This is a genomic window from Methanosarcina siciliae T4/M (genome assembly GCF_000970085.1).
GTDB lineage: Archaea > Halobacteriota > Methanosarcinia > Methanosarcinales > Methanosarcinaceae > Methanosarcina > Methanosarcina siciliae.
In genome coordinates, this window is the sequence record NZ_CP009506.1 from 4,511,392 (window position 1) to 4,533,026 (window position 21,635).

Annotated in this window: 7 protein-coding genes and 3 pseudogenes; 7 read left to right on the plus strand and 3 right to left on the minus strand. The window is 44.3% G+C overall.

Annotation, left to right across the window (positions count from 1 at the left end; genetic code table 11):
• Positions 1 to 426 precede the first annotated feature (426 nt).
• Positions 427 to 6,783 (minus strand): cobaltochelatase subunit CobN, encoded by a 6,357-nt coding sequence (locus MSSIT_RS18950; protein ID WP_048174003.1) that lies wholly within the window; start codon positions 6,781 to 6,783, stop codon positions 427 to 429.
• Positions 6,784 to 7,983: 1,200 nt separating this feature from the next.
• On the opposite strand from MSSIT_RS18950, the pseudogene MSSIT_RS25800 reads away from it, so the two are divergent.
• From MSSIT_RS25800 to MSSIT_RS21450, 7 genes and pseudogenes are all read left to right on the plus strand, one after another.
• Positions 7,984 to 8,178: pseudogene (locus MSSIT_RS25800) on the plus strand (IS4 family transposase); the annotation flags it as partial.
• Positions 8,179 to 8,186: 8 nt separating this feature from the next.
• Positions 8,187 to 8,431: pseudogene (locus MSSIT_RS25105) on the plus strand (IS481 family transposase); the annotation flags it as partial.
• Positions 8,432 to 8,605: 174 nt separating this feature from the next.
• Complete coding sequence (locus MSSIT_RS25110; protein ID WP_197082086.1) at positions 8,606 to 8,788, plus strand: hypothetical protein; 183 nt, start codon at positions 8,606 to 8,608, stop codon at positions 8,786 to 8,788.
• Positions 8,789 to 9,821: 1,033 nt separating this feature from the next.
• Positions 9,822 to 15,281 (plus strand): PKD domain-containing protein, encoded by a 5,460-nt coding sequence (locus MSSIT_RS25115; RefSeq protein ID WP_048174007.1) that lies wholly within the window; start codon positions 9,822 to 9,824, stop codon positions 15,279 to 15,281.
• A 112-nt stretch (positions 15,282 to 15,393) separates the two neighbouring features.
• A complete protein-coding gene (locus MSSIT_RS18975; RefSeq protein ID WP_048174008.1) occupies positions 15,394 to 16,293 on the plus strand; it encodes a hypothetical protein in 900 nt (299 codons plus the stop codon).
• A gap of 33 nt (positions 16,294 to 16,326) precedes the next feature.
• Positions 16,327 to 18,759: a PKD domain-containing protein gene (locus MSSIT_RS25120; protein WP_048174009.1), complete on the plus strand. Its 2,433-nt coding sequence runs from the start codon at positions 16,327 to 16,329 to the stop codon at positions 18,757 to 18,759.
• A gap of 1,526 nt (positions 18,760 to 20,285) precedes the next feature.
• Positions 20,286 to 20,570: a hypothetical protein gene (locus tag MSSIT_RS21450; protein WP_052721726.1), complete on the plus strand. Its 285-nt coding sequence runs from the start codon at positions 20,286 to 20,288 to the stop codon at positions 20,568 to 20,570.
• Between the two features lie 141 nt (positions 20,571 to 20,711).
• Here the strand turns inward: MSSIT_RS21450 and MSSIT_RS25415 are convergent, their stop codons facing one another.
• Both MSSIT_RS25415 and MSSIT_RS25580 read right to left on the minus strand, forming a co-directional pair.
• Positions 20,712 to 21,329 (minus strand): P-loop NTPase fold protein, encoded by a 618-nt coding sequence (locus MSSIT_RS25415; protein ID WP_148706010.1) that lies wholly within the window; start codon positions 21,327 to 21,329, stop codon positions 20,712 to 20,714.
• Positions 21,299 to 21,499, minus strand: a pseudogene (locus tag MSSIT_RS25580) (P-loop NTPase fold protein); the annotation flags it as partial. The gene MSSIT_RS25415 and the pseudogene MSSIT_RS25580, both read right to left, overlap by 31 nt.
• Positions 21,500 to 21,635: the final 136 nt, after the last annotated feature.

The window sequence follows — 21,635 nt, forward strand, 5'->3', positions numbered from 1 at the left end:
GATTCCAATGATTGAAATTTTTCATACAATTAATCGAAATTGTTCGTACAAATTCCATAGCCAGAGAGCAAAAACTTTGGAACAGATTCGGTAAAATTCCCGGAAAGATCATTTTTCCATTATTAAACCTCAATTTAGTTTTCAGCCCTGTAATCGAGTTTTCATACGCTGTAATTTAAAAAGCAGGATTTCGAAAATCAATATTTATTTTAAAACAAACTTGATATATAATTGGATTTGAATAACAAGTGTTATCTTTCAGAATAAACATTTATTCAATTTCTTTTTAGTTGTGAATTTTTTAACTGGTTCTTAAACAAATCAAATATTTTTAACTTAAGTATTTTTAACTGGGGAATTTTTCGGGTCAAAAAGTACATGAAAATTGATACGAAAAAAAGTTAAATCTGACCTTTCAATCGAAGGTCAGAGTTTCTTTCTTCTTACCCCTATATAGATTGCACTGAGACTTACAATTACAAAGAGCACCCCCACGATATCGGCTCCTGAAAAAGACATCCCCGAATAGGGACTTTCTTTCTGGATGGATTCTTTTTGCATCTCATACCCTTCAATATAATTGGAGTCCCCCGTTTTCTGTGTGTCCGGGACAGGCTGGCTTGTGTCCGTGCCGTACCCTACATCCGAAATGTCTGCTTGTGTCTGGTTTCCCGAGCCGGAAACAACTTCGGCTTTCCCAGTACTACTGCCGGAATGGGACTTATTTTCCTCTTCCTCGAGTTCACTGGGCGTTGTAGGATCTTTGTTATCGATTTCACCGGATTTTGTAGCATCTTCCATTGCTTGACTGAAGCCGGGTACGGATACAAGACCTTCCACAAATTCGGTGAGAAGGACGTTTCCGCAGGTATGATGACAGCAGGTTGCCCCGTTTTCTGCAACAGACTCGGCATATGATGTTGCAAGACTCTCAAGAGTCCCGGAGTCACAGTCCCAGTAACCTTTGCGGGCGGCTTCCAGCATCCGTCCCGTAATTGATTGGAATGATCCGGGGCTGTTGTCATCAAACCATTCCTGCATCTCAGGGTCATCGATATAGGTCTCATAGATATTTTCCCAGACATCGTCGCTGATGAGGTCAGTGGTAACCTCCCAGCCCCAGACGTTGTCTACAAACTCGGAAAACATGGAGGCTCCGGAGTAACCTGATCCCATCATGCCTTCTATCCACTTGTCGTTAAAGTAAGTGGACCGCAGGTTCTTACTGAGGAATTCTTGCAGCGTGACCATTTCAGCACCATCCGCATCTCTGGTATCCGAGACATACATCTCGGGATATTCCCCGGTAAGGTAGTAAACCGCAAGGTTCAGGCCTCCGAAATACTGGAAGAAATCATCGTTATCAAAAGCATCGTAGAGATTTGATGTCGAGGAATGGACGCTAGCATCCACATCCGCAAGGTTATGGGCAAAAAGCTCCGAACTTTCGTACCCCCACATCTCGCTTCCGTAAGCATACCCCATGGTGTTCAGGTAAAGTTCCGCGATCGCCTCCTCATCGCCCCAGTTTCCGCTGGCCTCTACCAGGTTGGATACCCCAAGCTCGTAGGTCCCGTCTTTTACGGCATAACACCGCATGGTGGAAAGGGATTTTGCAAGAGCGGCAGCCTCCGTGGCGTTTCCGGTTTCATTTAAGTATGCTTCATATAGTTCGTCATAGAGTGCCTGCGTGCTTTCATTCACATAGTTCGGATAGTTGCCAGCCGGTGCAAGGTTTGCAAGCTTTACCGCATCATCAACCATCTCGATTTTATCCGGAAAAGAATCTCTCATCCCGGCCGTTACGTAAACGATGTCTATCCGCGGTCTTCCGGGCATTGAAGAATCGTAGCTGGGCAAAAGCTCTTCTTCCGGGATCAGTTCCACTCCCTGGACTATGCCGTTATCGTCCCAGACAGGCTTTACTCCCAGCAGGTAAAGAATCTCAGCTTCAAGGGTTCCGTGGTCCTGAATGAAGTCCACCCCGAACCTGGAGAATGCGACTTTGTGCGGATACTCCCCATATTTCTCATAATAGTCCACAAGCAGCTCCTGGGCCAGGAGTTTGCCCATCTTCCATGTGGCTTTCGAGGGGTAGAGCTCCGGGTTTATCCCATAAAAATTTCGGCCGGTAGGAACGGCATCCGTCCGGGATACCGGATCGTTTCCGGGCCCAGGGGGGATATAGCAACCATCGAGGGCAGAAAGAATACGGTCCAATTCCACATCCGAATCCAGAAGTCTCTGCTTGTACTCAAGCCCGGTAAGCAGGTCCTCACTTATAGTGTCGTTTGTGGTTCCGTAAATGGCCAGCTGTGCCTCTTCAGGGGTGGAATCCATGACGATCACTTCCCTGATCATCCTGTCGACCTTTGTGTCAGTAAGGGGAATTCCCAGCGGATACTCCGTGGTATTCGAATAGAAAGCCACTTCGACCCGGGATTCAAAAGAGCTACCGAGCATTGAACGGACCATGTATGCCAGTTCATCCCAGTGGGGATAAAGGATCTGGTCTTTGTAATCAACCCCGAATTCTAGATCTGCTGTTACCGAGGAATTATTCAAGCCGTATAACTGGTTCTGGGCTTCTTCAGAGTCTGCATTCTCACAAACTACTTTCCAGAGAAGATCATCCGGTTTCGTATCGTTTTCCGGGATTCCTTCAGGGTATCCGGTGGTATTTGAATAAAACGCTATTTCGAGATCAGCTTTGAGTTTTTCTCCCACGATTAGCTTGATAAGAGAGAACAGTTCCGAGTTATCGGGTTCAAGTACCGAGTCCAGATATCCGAGCCCCCTTTCAAGGTCCGAACTTACCAGGGGATCACTCTGGCCGTAGACCAGGTTCTGGGCTTCCTGAACATCCGTTCCGTTACGTATCACTTCCCAGATCAGGTTATTGACCTTCGTATCATTCTCAGGAACCCCTTCCGGATACTCCTGATAAAAGGCATTCGTCAAATTGGCCTCAAAGCCGCTGCCCAGCAGGGCTCTGATAACGTCAGTAAGTTCGTCCTCCTGCGGATCAAGGCTGTTACAGGAAGGAACCTCGGATAGGACGTGCATGCCATAGGCGATGTAATCTCCCTCGATATCTTCAATGTACTGATGCAGGATGTCCCTTACGAAGAGATCAAACTCGGTGGTGTTATAGGCAATAAGATCGGTTGTGTTGACTCCGAGCTCCTCGTCAAGGGACAAACTGTCCATTTCTTCAATAATCTCCGCCTGGTAGGCAACTTTGGTCTGAGTGTTCATCTCGAGCCCGTAATATTCCTGCATGAGCCTTGTGAGGTTTTCCAGTTCCGCATATGCCCCTGCCCTTTCCATAGTAGGAGTAAGATGGTCGATAATAAGGGCATTTCCACGATATTCCGCAGTCTGCCCCTCTCCCACATTAGCCACGATATAGGGGTAGATATTGGGAAGATCCCCGAGCAAAATGGGGGACCATTCACTCGTCCTGTTCATCCCGCAGGCCTGGCCGGGCAGCCATTCATGGGTGCCGTGGGTCCCCAGATGGATTATTGCATCCGCCTTGAACTCGTTATTTAACCACATGTAAAAAGCGATGTACTGATGAGTAGGTGGGGTCTCACTGCTGTGATACAGAGCCTCCTCATCCTGAAAGAATCCTCTTGCAGGCTGAGGCATAAGCCAGACACTTCCGCACCTGACAGCCGGGAGTACAACATATCTTCCACTACTGTTTTCCCATATCATGGGGCTGGAGTCCGCATCATCGGATTCATTCCAGGGTTCTCCCCATTTTTCTATCACAGATGTTTGAAGCTCTTCGGGAAGGGTTTCGAACCATTTGTGGTAGGTTTCTATGGGAACCAGTTCAACACCCCAGTCCTCCCTGTTTTCCACGAGGTTATCAAGCATACCTTCGGCCCAGGACCCTGCGTTGTATCCCTGAAGCATTAACCGGTCCAGAAGTTCGTCCGAATCTTCAGGGACATAATCTATGTCATAACCGTTTTCCTTCATAACCTCAAGAAGTTTACATATACTTGTTACGCCGTCAAGATAGCTTGCAGTTGCGACATTATCTTTGCCTGAAGGATAGTTGTAATAGATTACTGCGACTTTCTTTTCTAAATTCTCCTTTCGCTTGAGCTCGGCCCATTTTATGGAACGGTTCGTAATCCAATCTACCTGGGCAGGCATCGGGACGTACTCATAAAAATCGGTGGTGCTGTTTTTTTCACTCTTGCCAACAACAATATATTCGAAGATCCCGTCCATGTCAGGGCTGATAGCTTTTCGGACGACCTGATCGGTAGGAATCCCGCGGCTGCTATCTGCAACGTCCACATATTCGACTTCCTCAGCCACGATACCCCTCAGGACCGGAACATTGAGATATTTAAGTTCTTCAATTCCCAGTTCAGGGTTGTTGTAATTTAGCCTGAAAGTTTTAAGGGAAATCATGCACTGAACCAGAGGAGTCCCGCTTCCATCACAGTAATACTCCGTGATGTTGTCGAAAGTGTCAAAACCTGCAATCACATTACAGTCCCTGTCTTCAAGATCCCGGATCAGGGCATCAACAACTCCGGTATATCCGTTTTGAATGTCAGTCCTATGGAACCAGATCCCGATGGTGGGTCTTTCAGGGTCATAGCTCCTGTGGCTTTCAGCACCAAGCTCATACCAGGCAAGGTATGTTGAAGTGTCCTCAAAATAAAAGGACTCGTTTTCAGAGCCGGGATAATAAAGTCCCACCATCGGGATACTGCTTCCGGAACTTTCGATATATGACCAGTCTCCGGTAAGGTCCTGGTTCTTGCCGTATGTTTTTGAAAGGTAGATCAGCAGGTTCTCGGCGTTTTCGAGCCCTTCATCGGTTTCTGCACTCATGTTGAGGAAGTAACTGCAAAAGGTATTGTTCTCCGAACCGTTGTAAGCATAATCCACATAGTCAGGGGCAAGGGAAGGCGGGTCAAATGAATAGATATCTATGACTGTCGTCCCGTTTGAATGTGCTTTTTCCAGATATTCCCCGAGGGCTTCATAGATATCACTGCTCAACATATCACATACAACAACGTCCTGCATTTCCAAAAGCCCGGATTTTCCGGCAATTAATACCTCATCACTCGGGCCTGAACTGCCGTTATATGCATTAAGGTTCAAAAGTTCGATACCGGAGCTATAAGGGTTTGTCTGCTCTGCAAGTTCAAGGGCAGAGTTGGCCCCGTAGCCCAGGTACATTATATGAACCAGATCCCAGTCATTGGTTATTTCCGGACGGTTAGCATAGTTTTCCGCAAGATAGTGCAGCAGGTATTCGGCGTTCTTCTGCCTGACCGTCCCATCAGTGCCCATATAGCGATATAAATTACAAATAGGGTCATCTGCAAGTCCATCGGAGGCATAATCAAAATAAAAAGGAGTACCCGAGGAATTAAAGCCCACAAAAGCCGCCCCCTCTGTGTGCGCCTGCCAGAAGGTATCATTCAGGGTCCCGTAGATTGAAGATGAAAACCGGTCACAGAATATCAGGTCCTGTTCTTCGACCATTCCGCTTTCTACTGCTGACACCAGATCCGCGCTGGGATCTCCGTTACTGTCGTATGCCTTGATGTTGGTAAACTCAATCAAATTGCTGTAGCGGCTGTTGTTGACCGCCAGCTCAAGGGCATCATTTGGCTCCGGGCCCAGATACATAATTTTGATTTCGTCCAGGTCTTCAAAATTCCAGTCCTCTGTTAATATCGGGCGGAAGCCGTATTCTTTGGAGAGGTAGATCAACAGGTTTTCCGCATTGTTTTTTTCTTCTCCGGTATCGGTACCCATGTTGTCATAGTAATAACCGATCGTAGTATCATAGTCTACCGGTCCCCCAAACTGCCCGGAAGTTGTTTCGTTGGTTTCGTAAGCATACACGTAATTAAAAAAATTTTTCCAGGTCAACGCATGATCCTGGGGTTCGATGTTTACAATATAAACTCCAGCGTTGCAGATATCAGGAAACAGGTTTGAGTCATAATTGTAAATTGAACTGGAAAGATTATCACAGATCAGGATATCCTGCTCTTCCAGAAGCCCACTCGATGCTGCAGTTTTCAGTTCGTCGCCAGGGCCGTCTCCTGCTTCGTTGTAAGCTTCAAGGACCTGGAATTCGATATCATCTCTGTAACGATTTGTTTGGTTTGCCAGTTCCAGAGAAGGGCACCCGTTGTGTCCCAGATAAAGGATTTTTACTTTTGCCCAGTCCGCCTGATTAATGAGGCTCACGTTCCATTCGGCGGTGATATCCGACCGGTTTGCGTAGTCCTTTGCAAGGCAGATAAGCAATTTTTCTGCATAATCAAGGCCTGTTCCGCTACCTCCCATTCTGTCATAATAGTAGCGAACAGGGTTTTTTCGCGAGTCCCTATATACATAATCAAAAAATTCAGGCTCATTTTCAGACCGGATATCCACAAAAACGGTTCCGTTGTCATGGGCTCTTTTTAATGCATCTTCTATACTATCATATATGGGGCTGTAAAGCATATCGCATAATATAACATCCTGTTCTTCGATAAGCCCGCTTTCAGCTGCATTCAGTAGGGAAGAGCTGGCCGCATAGGAGGAGCCGTATGCATTGACATTAGTGAAATTTATGTACTCACTATACTCAGTCGTAGTACTGGCTTTTTTCAGGGCGTAATTTTCTCCATAACCCACATACATTACATTTATCTTATTTTCCGAAGCTGAAACAGCCGGTACAAGCAAAAAAACAAACAGTACAATTAGTAACAATAAACTGCATTTAATTTTATTCATATTATCCCCAACCGATGTTAATCCCTGGAACCCTGAAGAATATTATCGGAATCTTTATCGGAATCTTTATCGGAATCTGAAACACCTTTTTTCCACCTTCGGCCGTTTAATATTACATGGAATATTATATGGAACCGTGTTACGTGAAAAGTCCAGCAAGGCCAGATTTCAAAAAATGAAACTGGAAATTTCTCGAGTTTTACAGGAGACAGAAACAAAAGTAACAGGAAAGTGATTCTTTCCAACTTAAAATGCACAGTCACCTGAGTTTAATATATTTTCGGAGAATTTACAGCCGAAAATTAAGACAAACGCCGGATACCATAAAGCAATATCGTCAACCGGTTCTTCAAAAATTATTGATTTGCGTTAAACCATAAGAAAAGAAAATATAAAAAAAGCAGTTTTTGGATCACAAACATTAGTTTTTTAAGTTACACAATCAATTTCTTTCATTCGGATACCCCGTTAGTTTGCTACGAGGATGAAAAATTCTCAAGGTAACCATTGTTAAATAACTGGGTTATTGATAATATTTTTGAAGTAATTATTTATAATCACAGGAGGTTGTAGGATTTACAACTAGCAGAACATTAATCCAATACTTACATCCAATACGTACATTATTGCAAAAATGATTTCCTATGTGAGAAATATGGAATATATGGTTACCAGTTTAAAATCGGAGTACATATTTAGAAACTATTTCAAAAAAAACATAAAAAATTCAGATTTATCGCATTAGTTCATCGGTGTAAAGTTATGAAAGCATGAAAGCAGCTTCGCAGAGATTTTAATTATCTTACCTTTAAGGTTCAAACTTATTATCGTTTTTATTAGGTTTATATCCTGTGACTTAGATAAGTAATTATTGGAAGTAAAGGTGTAAGAGAGTTAAACTCATTGTAACTACATAGCGAACTTAGAAGGAACAAAAGTTGAGCTTATACTTCCCAGATACTTCCTACATAAGTGCCAGTTAAACCCTGGCTGAAAAAGACAGGGAATAACTAATGCATCAGGAGTTTATGCGGAAGATGCTGAGAATCGGTATTTTCTGCATAAACTCTAATCCCCTTTAGAAAAAAAGTTATATGATTTTCCCTCTATAAACCCAAAAGTGCTTCATTGGTCATCGGTTAAGCATTAAATTCTCTTTTTTGTACATGTTTATACAATAAGATCTCTATCTCTTTACCTATGTATCCTCGTCCCCCGGATACTTTAAAAAACCTCTTTTTGGAATATTTTCCAAACATTGTTAAGGCGAATTGCTAAAGAAACGGCCTTATAGTACATTAACATAAAATTGGTCTTGTAATACTCTTTTGAGTTTTAACTCTCAGCTTTGGTGTACGTTTGCAGAGCACACTTGCAAGTTTGAAAAGAGAATATTAAACCGCAACACAGAGAACACCATTAAAGTGATTGGTGAACCTGTCAGAGAGTGCTTGGATATATATGCCCTTTAAGGGAACTCATCATTGATAACGGAAGTGAATTCGGAGCTCACAGGATCAACAAGAATGGTTCATAGGATCTCGAATTTAAAAAGCACATTGAGGAACTTGGAATTAAACCAATACTTGCAAGGAGTAAGACACCTCAGGTTCACGGAAAGATTGAGAAATTGTTCAATACACATCAATAATTCAGATAGAGTTTGAATTCTTAGAAATTGCCAATCGGGGAAAAATTCAGAATTGGAGTGGGGTTGTTTGGGTGGCAAAAAAAGGAACAAAATGAAAAAAGTTACAAAGAAAAAAGATTTCAGAACAAAGCAAAAACAGTTCCATGGATTTGTTTCAAAATATGGGCAAAATTGGGAAATGGGATAGAAACAAGCAATGGCTACTTTGTTGAAGTCCCCAATCTTCCTTATCGTTCTCACATTTTCGGGATAACGGTTAGCCTGCCGCTTCAAGGAGGTCCGAATTCCTTTCCCGGACACACCCTATATCTGGACGTGACCGAGATTCCGCACAGGCTAACCAAACCCCTATGAAAACATAGGAGAAATAAGATTAGGAAATGAGGAAATATAAAATTTTCGTAACTAACAGTAATTCCGACTGTCCTTGATGGAGAAATAAAAGAAGATAATGGCCAGCCATCATAAAAATTTCAGCGCAAAATTTCGCATTTTATAAATCTCCTCCAACTCTCAAATAGACCAAAGCAGGTAAAATTAAACTGCCATTGAAAATAATGCCGTATATATGATTCAAAATCTGACTTATTCAGTACTAAAAATTCTGTAAAGTTAGGGAGCTGAAAAAATAGGAAAAGAAAAAATCCAGAAAAACTCTCTAATTTTTTTCGCAATTGGAGATATCATTATTAGTAATAAAGCTAAGGGTCATTAGCCAAATATTTTTATCTGTAAGAAAGCTTAACAGTTAACTGTTTGAGAAAGATATTTTTGACAAATTCCGAAACTTAAAAAATGAATTTTCATTCCAACTCTTGAAGGTACAGATAAAAAATTTCGGAAATTGAAAAATTTCCGGAACCGTCTTTCCAAAATCCTTCAAAAAAACGGTTGTTCAAAACGCTTCGAAAAGGTCCGAAACCTCATCCTTTCGCAGCCTTGTGCCTGAAACGCAGAAGGAACTCTTTCGTCCAGGGCAACCGCCAACCCCATGAAAACACAGGAGGTCTCAAAAAGATAAGGAACTGATGCACATATTTTTTACTTTAGACGACTCCATGCCCAAAACTTCCCTCTAATAAAAAGGATGTTTGGCATGTCTCCAGAAAAATTTGACGAACATTAAACGTCTTTACCGGAACGGAAATACATTATATTTTTTTGGATTTTAATTCCATATTCAAGTAGGGAAATATAAAATTCAAAAGAAGTCAAAAAAGCAAGTAGAAAAAAAAGATTAACAGGCCGCTCCTGCTCACTTCAAAGGTCCGAAAAGCTCTTGAAGCAAAAAATTTTGCCCGATCAAAAAATCCCTTAATTTTCAGGCAATCTTGGATTTCCGCGCAGGCTGGCTGAACCCCTATGAGAGAATAGGAGAAACTAAAATATGAACAAACATACATTGAAAATATTTCTGATTTGTCTAACATTGCTCCTGGTAGCGGCTGCTCAGCCGGTACTGGGCTCCGACTGGGCTCAGTTCCAGAGAGATGCCTATAACACAGGCATAACTGCAGACAGAGCCCCTATAACTGACCCCGTGAACTCCACACTTTCCTGGGAGTACAAACTGGGAGGAAACGTTGATTCGGCTCCTATAGTGGCCGGAGACATGATGTATGCTGTGGCGGGTAACAATCACATCTATGCCTTTAACAGGACCACAGGCGGACTTGTCTGGGAAGAATCCACAAGTGGGGGTCTCGGCTTCCTTATCGGGAATGCAGCAGTTGGAAACGGAACAGTCTTTGTGCCAACATCCAATGGGAAGATTTTTGCTTTTGACGCGCAAACAGGTAGCTCAAAGTGGAACAAAACCGTAAGCAGCTACACATATAATCAGATTGATACTCCTATTACTTATTCTGACGGCAAAATCTACTTCGGGGAAGCAATGGGGCAATCCCGGAATTATTTCTGCCTGGACGAAAACGGCAACCAGGTCTGGAGCCGCCCTGCAACGACTAAAGTAAGCAGTCAGGGGCCCTACTATTGGGCAGGAGCTGCAGTAATCGGGGACTACCTCGTTTATGGAGACAATGACGGACACATTGTTTCCGTGAATAAGGATACAGGAACTGACATTGCTGAAATAAATGTCTCTGAAGAGTTCGGGGTAGACTGTAAAGAAATCCGGTCCTCAATCCTTTATGTTGAAGACCCGGGAAGAGTCTACTTCACGTCTACGGGAGGATACTGCTTTGCTCTTGGTTTTAACCCTGCCGACCCCACCTTTAATACATCCGACAAACACAGTGTAAACATCGCCTATGCCTCTACCACGACTCCTGCCTATTACAACGGAAGAATATACATAGGTTCGGGAGAAATAATGAAATCCAATGGAAATGGGGTTTATTGCCTTGATGCCGACCTGACCGGCGTGATCTGGAATTATCCTGTAGGAGGCACAGGGATAGTTCAGTCCTCCCCGGCAATCTCCACATACTACGACAACGGAGACGGGGAAGTCTACATATACTTCACGGTAAACGCAAAACCCATAGGAGGCGTGTACTGTCTCAAGGACTTACCCGATTCAACAAGCCCCGAACTTGTATGGAGTTACATCGAAAGCGGCAAAACGGACTTTTCTCTTCCGGGAGTTGCAATCTCTGACGGCTGGGTCTATTACGGAACCGACAACAAATACATCTTCGGACTCACAACTCCTGATTCGCAGGTTCCTGAAGCACCTACCGCTGACTTCAGCGCGTCGCCCGTTTCCGGAGACGCACCTCTAACTGTCAGCTTTACCGATCTTTCCACGGGCGATGGAATTACCGCCTGGGCATGGGACTTTGACAACGATGAAAACGTGGACTCGACAGAGCAGAACCCGAGCTACACCTATTCCAATGCAGGAACCTACGCTGTTAGCCTCAAGGTCACCGGGGAAGGCGGAAGCGACTCTGAAGTAAAAGCTGACTACATCACTGTATCCGAATCATCTACGCCTGTAGAACCGGTTGCTGCTTTCGCTGCGGATGTAACGAGTGGTACTGCTCCTCTAACCGTTAATTTCACGGATCAATCCACAGGTTCACCTACTTCCTGGGCATGGGACTTTGACAACGACGGAAACGATGACTCAAGCGAACAGAGCCCGAGCTATACCTATAACGATACAGGTAGCTATACCGTAAAACTTACTGTCAGCAACGAAAACGGTAGCGATGCCCTGGAAATTTCGGGAATGATCACAGTTAAAGAAATTGTGATATCCGAGGATACCTGGTACCAGTTCCACAAGGACGCACAGCACAGTGGATATAGTAGCTCTGATGCTCCTGACAGCGCTAACCTTGCCTGGATTGCCGGGCCTCTTAATGATACGTATTCCCTTGTTCCGAGTTCAAGCGTGGTTATTGCCGAAGGAATGGTCTTCGGACTATGCAACGGCGCTGTTGATGACTATGGCAACCCTCTGACTTCCGAGGGACAGCTTGTTGCCTTTGACGAGGAAACAGGAGAAGAAATATGGAATGTAACCGTAATGGCTCCGGAATGGGGTTCATGGTCATGTCCTGCTTACAATGACGGAAAGGTATTCGCATCTGCAGGGAAAAACACTTACTGTGTAAATGCTTCTACCGGGGATATTCTATGGACCTTCCAGAACCCGAGTGAACTTGCATCATGTAACGGCGGCCCGGCAATAGGAGATGGAAAGGTATTTGCCAGCGACTGGGACGGAGGAAATTATTACTGTCTTGATGAAAACACGGGAGAACTTCTGTGGACTTTCAAGGTAGATGGGCTATATGCACAGTCTACTCCTGCTTACAAAGAGGATAGGGTCTATCTTTCGGGATGGACTACCGTAAATGCAGTCTACTGCGTAAATGCAACCACTGGAGAACTGATATGGGAAAATGACGAGTTATCAAGCAACCCATGCGGTTCCATAACAGTTACCGATGAAGGTCTGTACCTTTCTATTTACAGTTTCGGGACAGAGGATGGATTCTACAAGCTTGACCTGAACGACGGACATGAAATATGGGGAAGACCCGATATACCCCCTACGGATTCAACACCAGCTGTGGTAAATGGAAAAGTCTATTTGTCGGCGGGTACGGCGGGATACAGCGACCTCAATACATATTGCCTTAATGCCTCTGACGGGAAAACAATATGGGTAACGGATTCTTCTGAGAATATAGGAGACTGGGTATGTTCACCTGCTGTTGCGGATGGAAAAGTCTTTACAGGAGGGGCAGCTGAAGGACTCTTTACAGGCTCATCAACACTCTACGCTTTTGATGCAGAAACAGGAACAGTAATATGGAGCTATAAAGGCTGTGGAGGCTCACCGGCAATTGCTGACGATATGGTATTCAGTACAGGAAGCGGAAAACTTTACGCGTTCAAGGAAGCCGAAGTATCTCTACCGGAAGCAAACTTCAGCTCCAATGTGAGTTCAGGAAAAGCACCCCTGACTGTAGGCTTCACCGACGAATCAACCGGAGAAGGCATCACAGACTGGGCATGGGACTTTGAAAACGACGGAAACGTGGATTCCACGGAACAGAACCCGGTCCATACTTACACTGCCGACGGAAATTATACTGTCAACCTAACAGTTACCAGTGCAGCGGGAAGCGATTCCGAGGTGAAGGATGCATATATTGTTGTTAGCGAATCTCTTCCCGAATCTCCGGTTGCCAACTTTACAGCAACGCCTACATCTGGAAATGCCCCACTGACAGTGAACTTTACCGATGCATCAACCGGTACTGTCTCTTCCTATGCATGGGACTTTGACAACGACGGAAATGTGGATTCCACTGAACAGAGCCCCTCATATATCTATGCTGCAGTCGGTACTTATACTGTCAACCTTACAGTAACCGGGACTGGAGGTAGTGATTCTGAGGTGAAAGTGGACCTTGTCGAGGTCTCAAAGTCCCTGGTAAATAGTTATTCTACTTCCATGAATAACACCAACCCCGGCGCTCCTGACCCCGCTATACCTGGTTTCGTGGGACCTGATGGCGATGGTAAATGCTTGAACAATGGACCTAATAACGTGGTAAACCCCGTATTCCTGGAGTGGGCTTCCGTTGCCGTCGATTATTCGCCTGCCAATCAGAGCATCAACCCAAATTTTGCTGACCCCGCCAAGGCTCTTGGCCCTGTGACCGGAAGCAACATGGATATCGTTTCCCTGGGAGACCTTGAAGAGAGTCAGCTCCTGGCCGGCGAGCAGCCGGGTTCGGTAACTTTCGGATTTGATGTGCCTATTGCTAACGGTGATGGTCCCGACCTGGCTCTCTTTGAGAATGGTTTCATGAGTGGTTCAGGGATATTTGCCGAGTTAGCCTTCGTGGAGGTATCCACAGATAACATCACCTTTGTGCGTTTCCCAGCGGCCTCGCTGACGCCTGGTTTGGTGGGAGGTTATGGGACAATTGATCCTACCAATGTGACCAATCTGGTGGGAAAGCATGTCAATGCTTATGGTAATTCGTGGGGTACACCGTTCGATCTCAGTTGCCTTGAGAACACGACAGAGGTCCTGAACGGTAGTGTGGATCTGAACAATATCAACTACGTGAGAGTAGTCGACATACCTGGCAACGGTTTCTTCAAGGATTCTCTTGGAAATCCCATCTACGATGCGTGGGTTACCTGGGGATCCGGAGGTCTGGATCTGGAGGCCGTTGGTGTAATTAATACGGCATATTTGCCGGTGTCTGTCGCCGAATTTTCTGTCAATGTGACTTCCGGATATGCCCCATTAACTGTCCAGTTCACCGACCAATCAACTTACAGCCCTACTTCCTGGGCGTGGGACTTTGATAATGACGGTTCGATTGACAATACTGAACAGAATCCTTCATTTACCTACACGACTTCAGGAAATTATTCAGTCAATCTTACGGTCACGAATGCAGCCGGTAGCGACTCGGAAGTAAAGGACGCATATATTGTAGTTAGCGAACCACTTCCTGAAGCTCCGGTTGCAAACTTCACTGCGACGCCTACTTCTGGAAACGCCCCACTGACAGTAAACTTCACCGATGCATCAACCGGAACTATCTCTTCATATGCATGGGACTTTGATAATGACGGCTCGATTGACAGTACTGAGCAGAACCCCTCTCATACGTACACATCAGCCGGAAATTACACTGTAAATCTGACTGTGGAAAATGCTGCCGGAACTGACTTTGAGTTAAAAACGGATTACATAGAAGTTTCCGAAGCTTCCGGGTCAACTGTTACTCTCTATTTCGACCCTGAAAATTCCTCAGTTTCAGAAAACGAATCCACTGAAATAAATCTCGTTGCCAGCAATTTCCCTGCAGGCCTTTCAGGCTACAACCTGACCGTTGCTCTCGACGACCCGACTGTTGCCGAGATAGTCGATATAGAGTACCCTTCCTGGGCTTTGATTACTGAAAACTCTTCCCTGCCAGCGACTTCTATCTACCTGAAAGCTGTTGACGGAGAAGATGCCGTTAAGGAAGGAGCAGCAGGTGTTGTGCTTGCAACTCTTAAGGTTTCTGGGAAGGAATCAGGATCAGCAAACCTTTCGATAGGAGTTGACCGTCTGGATGACGACTCCGGAGACACGGTTGAGCCAGCGTTTTTAACAGGGAAAATTGAAGTAACCCTTCTTTCTCCCCTGCCGGATCAGGAATATGCCCCCAGGGACCTTGATGGAGACGGACTCTATGAAGACCTCACCGGAAACGGGGAGTTCAGCTTCGTAGATGTAGTGGCATACTTCCACAACATGGACTGGATAGAGGAAAACATGCCGGTGGAGTATTTCGACTTCAACGGGAACGGAAGGATAGACTTCGATGATGTAGTAGATATGTTTGCAATGATCTGATTGAGGAGAAAAAAGGGACGAAAAAACAAAGGGAATTGAGAAAAATTTTCTCATATTTCCCACTATTTTTTCCTTTCGTTTATTTGAAAAACATTTATAGTGTGGTGATTCTTTGCAAAAAAGGCCCGGAGTTTTAATTTCAATAGTTTTAGCTTTTGCGATTCTTCTTTCTATCCTGATCTGTACCGGACTTGCAGAAGCTTCTCCTTCTCTTATAATAGAGCCATCGAAGGAAATTTCCCTGGGGGCCGGAGAGATCTATGAGCTGTCTCTGAGTGCGGATAGCCTGCCTGAAGGACTTTCTGGTTATAATCTGACCGTGGAACTGAACGATCCCGATGTCGCTGAAATACAAGCCGTTAACTTTCCCGAGTGGGCGAGTTTGACTGATGTGTCCGAGCTTCCTGCTTCCTCCGTGAAGTTAAAAGCAGTCGACATCCAGGAAGCCGTAGATGAAGAGGCTGAAGATGTAGAACTTGCAGTCCTTACCTTAAAAGGGCTCGAAGGCGGATCTACCGGAATCACCGTCACAGTAGACAGAATGGATGACGATTCTGAAAATACGATCATCCTCGAAGGAGCGGAATATCCGAAAGAAGATGACGGAGATTCGGAAGAAGATGATGGAGATTCGGAAGAAAATACATCTGCTGATGACAATGTCAAAACTTCAGATAGTGTCAAAACTTCAGACCCCCTGAGTCAATCGGACAGTAGCTCCACGTCAGTAATACAGGAAGATCCTAATGAAACCGCGGAGGAAAGGAAAAACTCCGATGATGAAAACTCCTCCTTAAAAAAGGAGGTAGAAATCTCAAGTTCCGAAACTTCCGATAAACAGGATAATCTCATAAACTCTGATGAGGAGGCTGATGAAAGTAAAAATGATACAGGGAACAGTACAGGAACAGGGAACAGTACAGGAAACAGTACCCTTCCCGGGTTCGGATTCATTTATTCGATATCAGTTTTCGTTGTTTTTGTGGTAATTCACTCAAGATCAAAAAAATGAGAAGATTAAAGGCATTTTATGGGAAGATTTAACATGAAACTAACAAGAAAAAAGATTACAGGAAACTTACTGAGAAGTCTTGCAGTCCTTCTGTTGTTCAGCCTTGGGGCGTGTACGGCTGCCGGTGAAGAACTCTATTTTGAGCCCCAGGAGGCTGTTTTTTCAGATACCGTCTCCGTAGCAAATCTGAGTTTCTATCTTGATCAAGCACCTTCCGGGCTTTCGGGGTACAACCTGACTCTCAGCATAAGTGACCCTTCAGTTGCCAGGATAACGGGAGTGGAGTTTCCTTCCTGGGTAAGCTTGAATAACAGTTCGAGTCTTCCGGCGGATTCGGTCCAGATCAAAGCTGTTGATCTGACAGAAAAGATAAATGCAGGAGATTCAGATGTCTCTTTAGGTACGGTAACTGTAGAATCCCTTGCTTCCGGGGAAGCAAATCTCACCGTATCCGTTAACCGGTTGGATGATGATTCCGAAAATACGATCTCTGTCACCGTCCGGGAAGCAAAACTGACTTCCGGAACGACTTCCAAGAACCCGATTGTTTCGATTATTCCGGCGGAATCCACTCTTTCTTCGGGCGAATCCCAGGTCTTCGAGATCAGGGCGGATAATTTCCCAGACGGTCTTTCTGGCTATGACTTTAACCTCACCCTCGAGAATCCGGCTGTTGGAAATTTCACGGATGTGGAATATCCTTCCTGGGTTGGCCTTTCGGAAAACTCCAGTATGCCCAATACTTCGATAAAAGTAAAAGCGGTGGATACTACTGACGTTGTTAAGGCTGGTGATGAAAACGTTCTCCTGGCAAGTGCCACCTTTGTGGCCGAAACTCCGGGAGAAAGTGAAATATCTCTTACTTTCAACCGTCTGGATGACGATTCAGGCAGTAACATAAATGCCGTCACTGAAGCATCAAGTGTTAAGGTCCAGGGTTCTTCAACTCTGCCTGTCGCCAACTTCACTGCGACTCCCACTTCCGGAGATTCCCCCCTGACTGTCCAGTTCACTGATGAGTCTGCCGGCTCGCCTACTGCCTGGGCATGGGACTTTGACAACGACGGAAACGTGGACTCCACCGAGCAGAACCCTGGCCATACTTATTCCGATGCAGGTAGCTATACCGTAAACCTAACAGTCACGAATGAAGATGGAAGCGATTCAGAGGTGAAGACTGATTATATCACAGTATCCGAATCTTCCACACCTGAAGAACCTGAACCCGTTGCTGCTTTCAATGCTGACGTAACTAATGGCACTGTACCACTCACTGTCAACTTTACTGACAAGTCTACTGAATCGCCTACTTCATGGGCCTGGGACTTTGATAATGACGGTTCGATTGACAGTACTGAACAGAACCCCTCCTATACCTATACTTCAGCCGGTACTTACACTGTCAACCTCACGGTTGCCAATGCAGAGGGAAACGATTCAGAGGTGAAGACTGACTATATTACTGCATCCGAATCTTCTACACCTACAGAACCCGTTGCTGCTTTCAATGCTGACGTAACTAATGGCACTGTACCTCTCACTGTCAACTTCACGGACCAGTCTACAGGTACGCCTACTTCATGGGCCTGGGACTTTGATAATGACGGTTCGATTGACAGTACTGAACAGAATCCTTCATTTACCTACACGACTTCAGGAAATTATACTGTCAACCTAACAGTATCCAGTGCAGCGGGAGGTGACTCGGAAGTAAAGGCCGAATATATCACGGTAACCGACTCGTCGACTACACCAGAAGACCGGCCTGATCTCATTGTTTCATCCATCAGCCCGTCTTCCAGTATTACTGCAAACACCTCCTGCAACATCGGTGCCACCATCAGCAACACCGGCGCAGGCGATGCCGGAGCCTTTAATGCAACTCTTTCCGTAAATGGAGCGGTTGTGGACACCCATGCTGTATCAGGGATTGTATCGGGCAGTAGCGCTGCTGTCAATTTCTCATGGAAGCCGGTTGCTGCCGGGTATTACAGCGTTACGGTAAGTGCAGATGCGGGGGATGTAATAGCCGAATCGGACGAGACAAACAACGAGCTTGCGGATTGTATAAAGGTTGAGGAAGCTTCTTCAGGGAGCCAGAACGGGTCATCAAGTGTGTCCCTGAATGTAACCATTGTTCCGGTGATTTCTCTTGAGGTCTCTCCTTCAGCCCTGAATTTCGGGGAACTGTATCCTGGAAAAACCAGTGAACTCCAGTATCTAACCCTCAAAAACATAGGGAGCTGCGACGTAAATGTTACAGCCGTAGTCAGCGACTCCTCTGCTGGAGATCAGCTTTTCAGCCAGGGACTGATGCTGGACTCTCAGCTATGGAATAATTACTGGAAAGTAGTAGGAAAGAACAGTCAGGAAAACACTTCAGTAGCTCTAAAGGTTCCGGCTGATTATGCCGGTTCAGGGAACAAAAAAGGGACAATAACCTTCTGGGCGGAAGCAGCTGAATAAGGCTGTATTCTCCCATTTAAATATTTTTAAACATACTTCCAATAAACCTTCAAAAAATCCGGTTGGTCTGATGTTTCAAAAGGTCCGAAACCTGATCTGCCTTTATTTACTAAACTTGAAATGAGATCAGAGTCTTCCGCTCGGACCAACCGGCAACCCCATAAAAACATAGGAGGTCTTCAAAAAATTAGATAGAAAAAGCACTTACTTTTTTTACACAGCTTGATTACAGAAATCCGTATTATATGAACTGGAAGTAAGGCATCCCTTCAGCAAAAATCCAGACGAGGTACAGAATTACCTTTTACTTAGAGCTCATTTTCAATTTTCATGAACCGTGTTTTTCATTCAACATTTTTCCGGATTATTAAATACTGTTAGTTTCTGCTTGATCACCAGAATTTTAAAGCCAAATACTTCAAAACCGGCTGACCCTGGGATCCAAAAAATCCGTAAGAATAAAATGCAGAAATAACAAAATCCAGCCACGTTCTGCTTCCTTTAAATGTCCAAAAATCCTTAAACCAAAAAACTGTCTGATCATACCGCATCTCAAATCTTCGGTCCTGGTAATTCCAAAGCCGCTGAACTCAACATCGTCAACACTTATGGTAATGCCTGAAGAGCCTGTGAAACTCAAAGCATTCAGGAAAGGACCCCTGACCTTTTAGTACAGGAGATGAACCGGCATAAGGAACATACCAGACGACACCACCTGTGAAGGCATCCAGAGCATAAAGGTGTTCCTAGACGAAATACCCTTCATCTTCGCTTCCCGAATAAACGAGCCCATCGGCGACAGCTACCGAACGGGTCCAGCCTCCGATTACTCCATCGTCTGCTGTCTTTGAAGGAGTTGACCAGACAGGAGAACTGGTAGTTCATTGAAGCAGTAGGTTTGCACGTTTGTATAGCCTCTGCACTCTCCGCAAACCTGGACAATTCATACTCTAAAAAATTAGTATAATTCAATGTTATCTATAAAGTTCAAACTTGTTACCATTTTTGTTATATTTATATCAAGTGACTCAGATAAATAGAGGTTGGAAGTAAAGATGTCGTCCAGTTTAACTTACATTAATCTCCTGTTAAATGATGGAGCAAAAGTTAAGCTTATGTCTTCCAATAGCATCCTGAAAAATATAAGTTTATCTCCGCCTGAAAAATGCGGAGCATACCGCATCAAGAGCTATATGGAAGACATTGAAAATCGATGTCAACTCCACAAACCCAGAAACATCACCGTGTGAAAAATGATTTCTTGGACTCTTCCTTGAGCATTGAAATAAATTGAACGAAGCGGAAACAAAGTAGGGGCTCTTTATGAGAGCCCCAAATCCTCCCAATTTAAAGTATTACCGTTTTTCATAACTGAAAGATGTCGTACTTACACCACATATAGCTTTCCTTTTGGAAGAATTCCTTGAAGGAATTCCAGATTATTCTGAAGTCTGACATCATCCTTTAGAGATTCCCATCTGGCTCTTTCCGAGAGCCCTGTTTGTAAAAAACAAAACGCGATTGCCATGTCCCGATTCGACCCTATCCTTGCTTCAAAAGCCCTCTGGCAGATAAGAATCAAAAAGCGTCCTTTTGTCCTCTCTCACGGCGTAAATGCCAAATGCAATATGCGCTGCAAGTTCTGTGAATACTGGAAAGAAACCGGAAAAGAACCCTCAAGAGAAGAGATCTTCAGGCTGCCCGACAACGCAAAAAAATTAGGGATCGGCGTGTATACGAGGCATTTTAAAAGGAAGCTGGATGAATTTTTCAATAAATTCATACCCGAATTCAATCCCTTCGACGTCTAAGTACCCGACAACTTTTTCATTTTTAGCCGCGAGTCCTGCAGAGATAACTTTTCTATCCATTCCCAGAGAAAAATAAACTTTTGAGTCATCAGAGATCATGAGGTTAATTGCCTGCATGAGTTCTGCTGCTTTTGGAACTTCTCAGCGGTCAAGGTCATCGATAAAAACATAGACTTTCGAATCTCCGACATAGGACTTGATTATTTCATTGAAGTCGGAATGAAAGTGCTCTCTAAAAGAGAGGTGTTCCTTGTAATTCGTATTTGATTCAAGTTTTTTCAGACCAAAAGGGTCTCTAAACACATCTATGAACCACTTTTCGGTAGAAAAATAGTTCATGAGACCCACAAGCGGAGTTAAGATCAAAACAATATTAGTGAAGTTTTTGACTAATTTTTCATTTATAAAGTATGGTAATGGCATTCCCAGATAACTCAAGACATAAGTAATAATCAGAAACAAAAACGAAAAAATAAGTATAAAGGAAAGAATACTCCAGAAGAAGTGGACAAGGATTAAAAATTTACTTTTCAATCTAAGTTTATATCTCAGATAAAACAATTTAAGCCTTGAAAGTTGCAGGCGTTTCCATGAAAGCTGTTCCGACAGCTTATCCATAAAATTAAGCGCAAAAGAAGCCCATAATTCATCTTCTTTATCGTATTTCCAAGAATTAAACCATCCAGTAAAATATTTTGTCTCTTTCCCTGACTCATTTTTTTGCGGATTTCTTTTTCCAATTGTTTCATGAAAGAAGATTTACCACACCCCCACTCACCCTCAATAGAAAGAGTGATTGGAGGGCGTGTACCCTCGGCGGTAAGAAATTCTGCGATAGCTTCGACGTAAGGACGGAATCCAAGTACATCTTTCTCCGTAGAAACATCATTTAAAACTTCAAACGGAGATTTCGACTTCTCATCTGCCAAAAGAATTTAGCTCCATCTTTAGTTCAATGTCCCGAATAACTTGCGCTCAAATTTTTGAGATGAAGCTGTATAAATATTTAGTGAAATATTCGGAAAGATGCAAGGAACACAGTTTTTATTTGTGAGCCTTGCAACT

Coding starts and splice junctions, on each gene's coding strand:
- MSSIT_RS18950 (WP_048174003.1), bottom strand. CDS start 6,783: ATGAATAAAATTAAATGCAGTTTATTGTTACTAATTGTACTGTTTGTT.
- MSSIT_RS25115 (WP_048174007.1), top strand. CDS start 9,822: ATGAACAAACATACATTGAAAATATTTCTGATTTGTCTAACATTGCTC.
- MSSIT_RS25120 (WP_048174009.1), top strand. CDS start 16,327: ATGAAACTAACAAGAAAAAAGATTACAGGAAACTTACTGAGAAGTCTT.
- MSSIT_RS21450 (WP_052721726.1), top strand. CDS start 20,286: ATGTCCCGATTCGACCCTATCCTTGCTTCAAAAGCCCTCTGGCAGATA.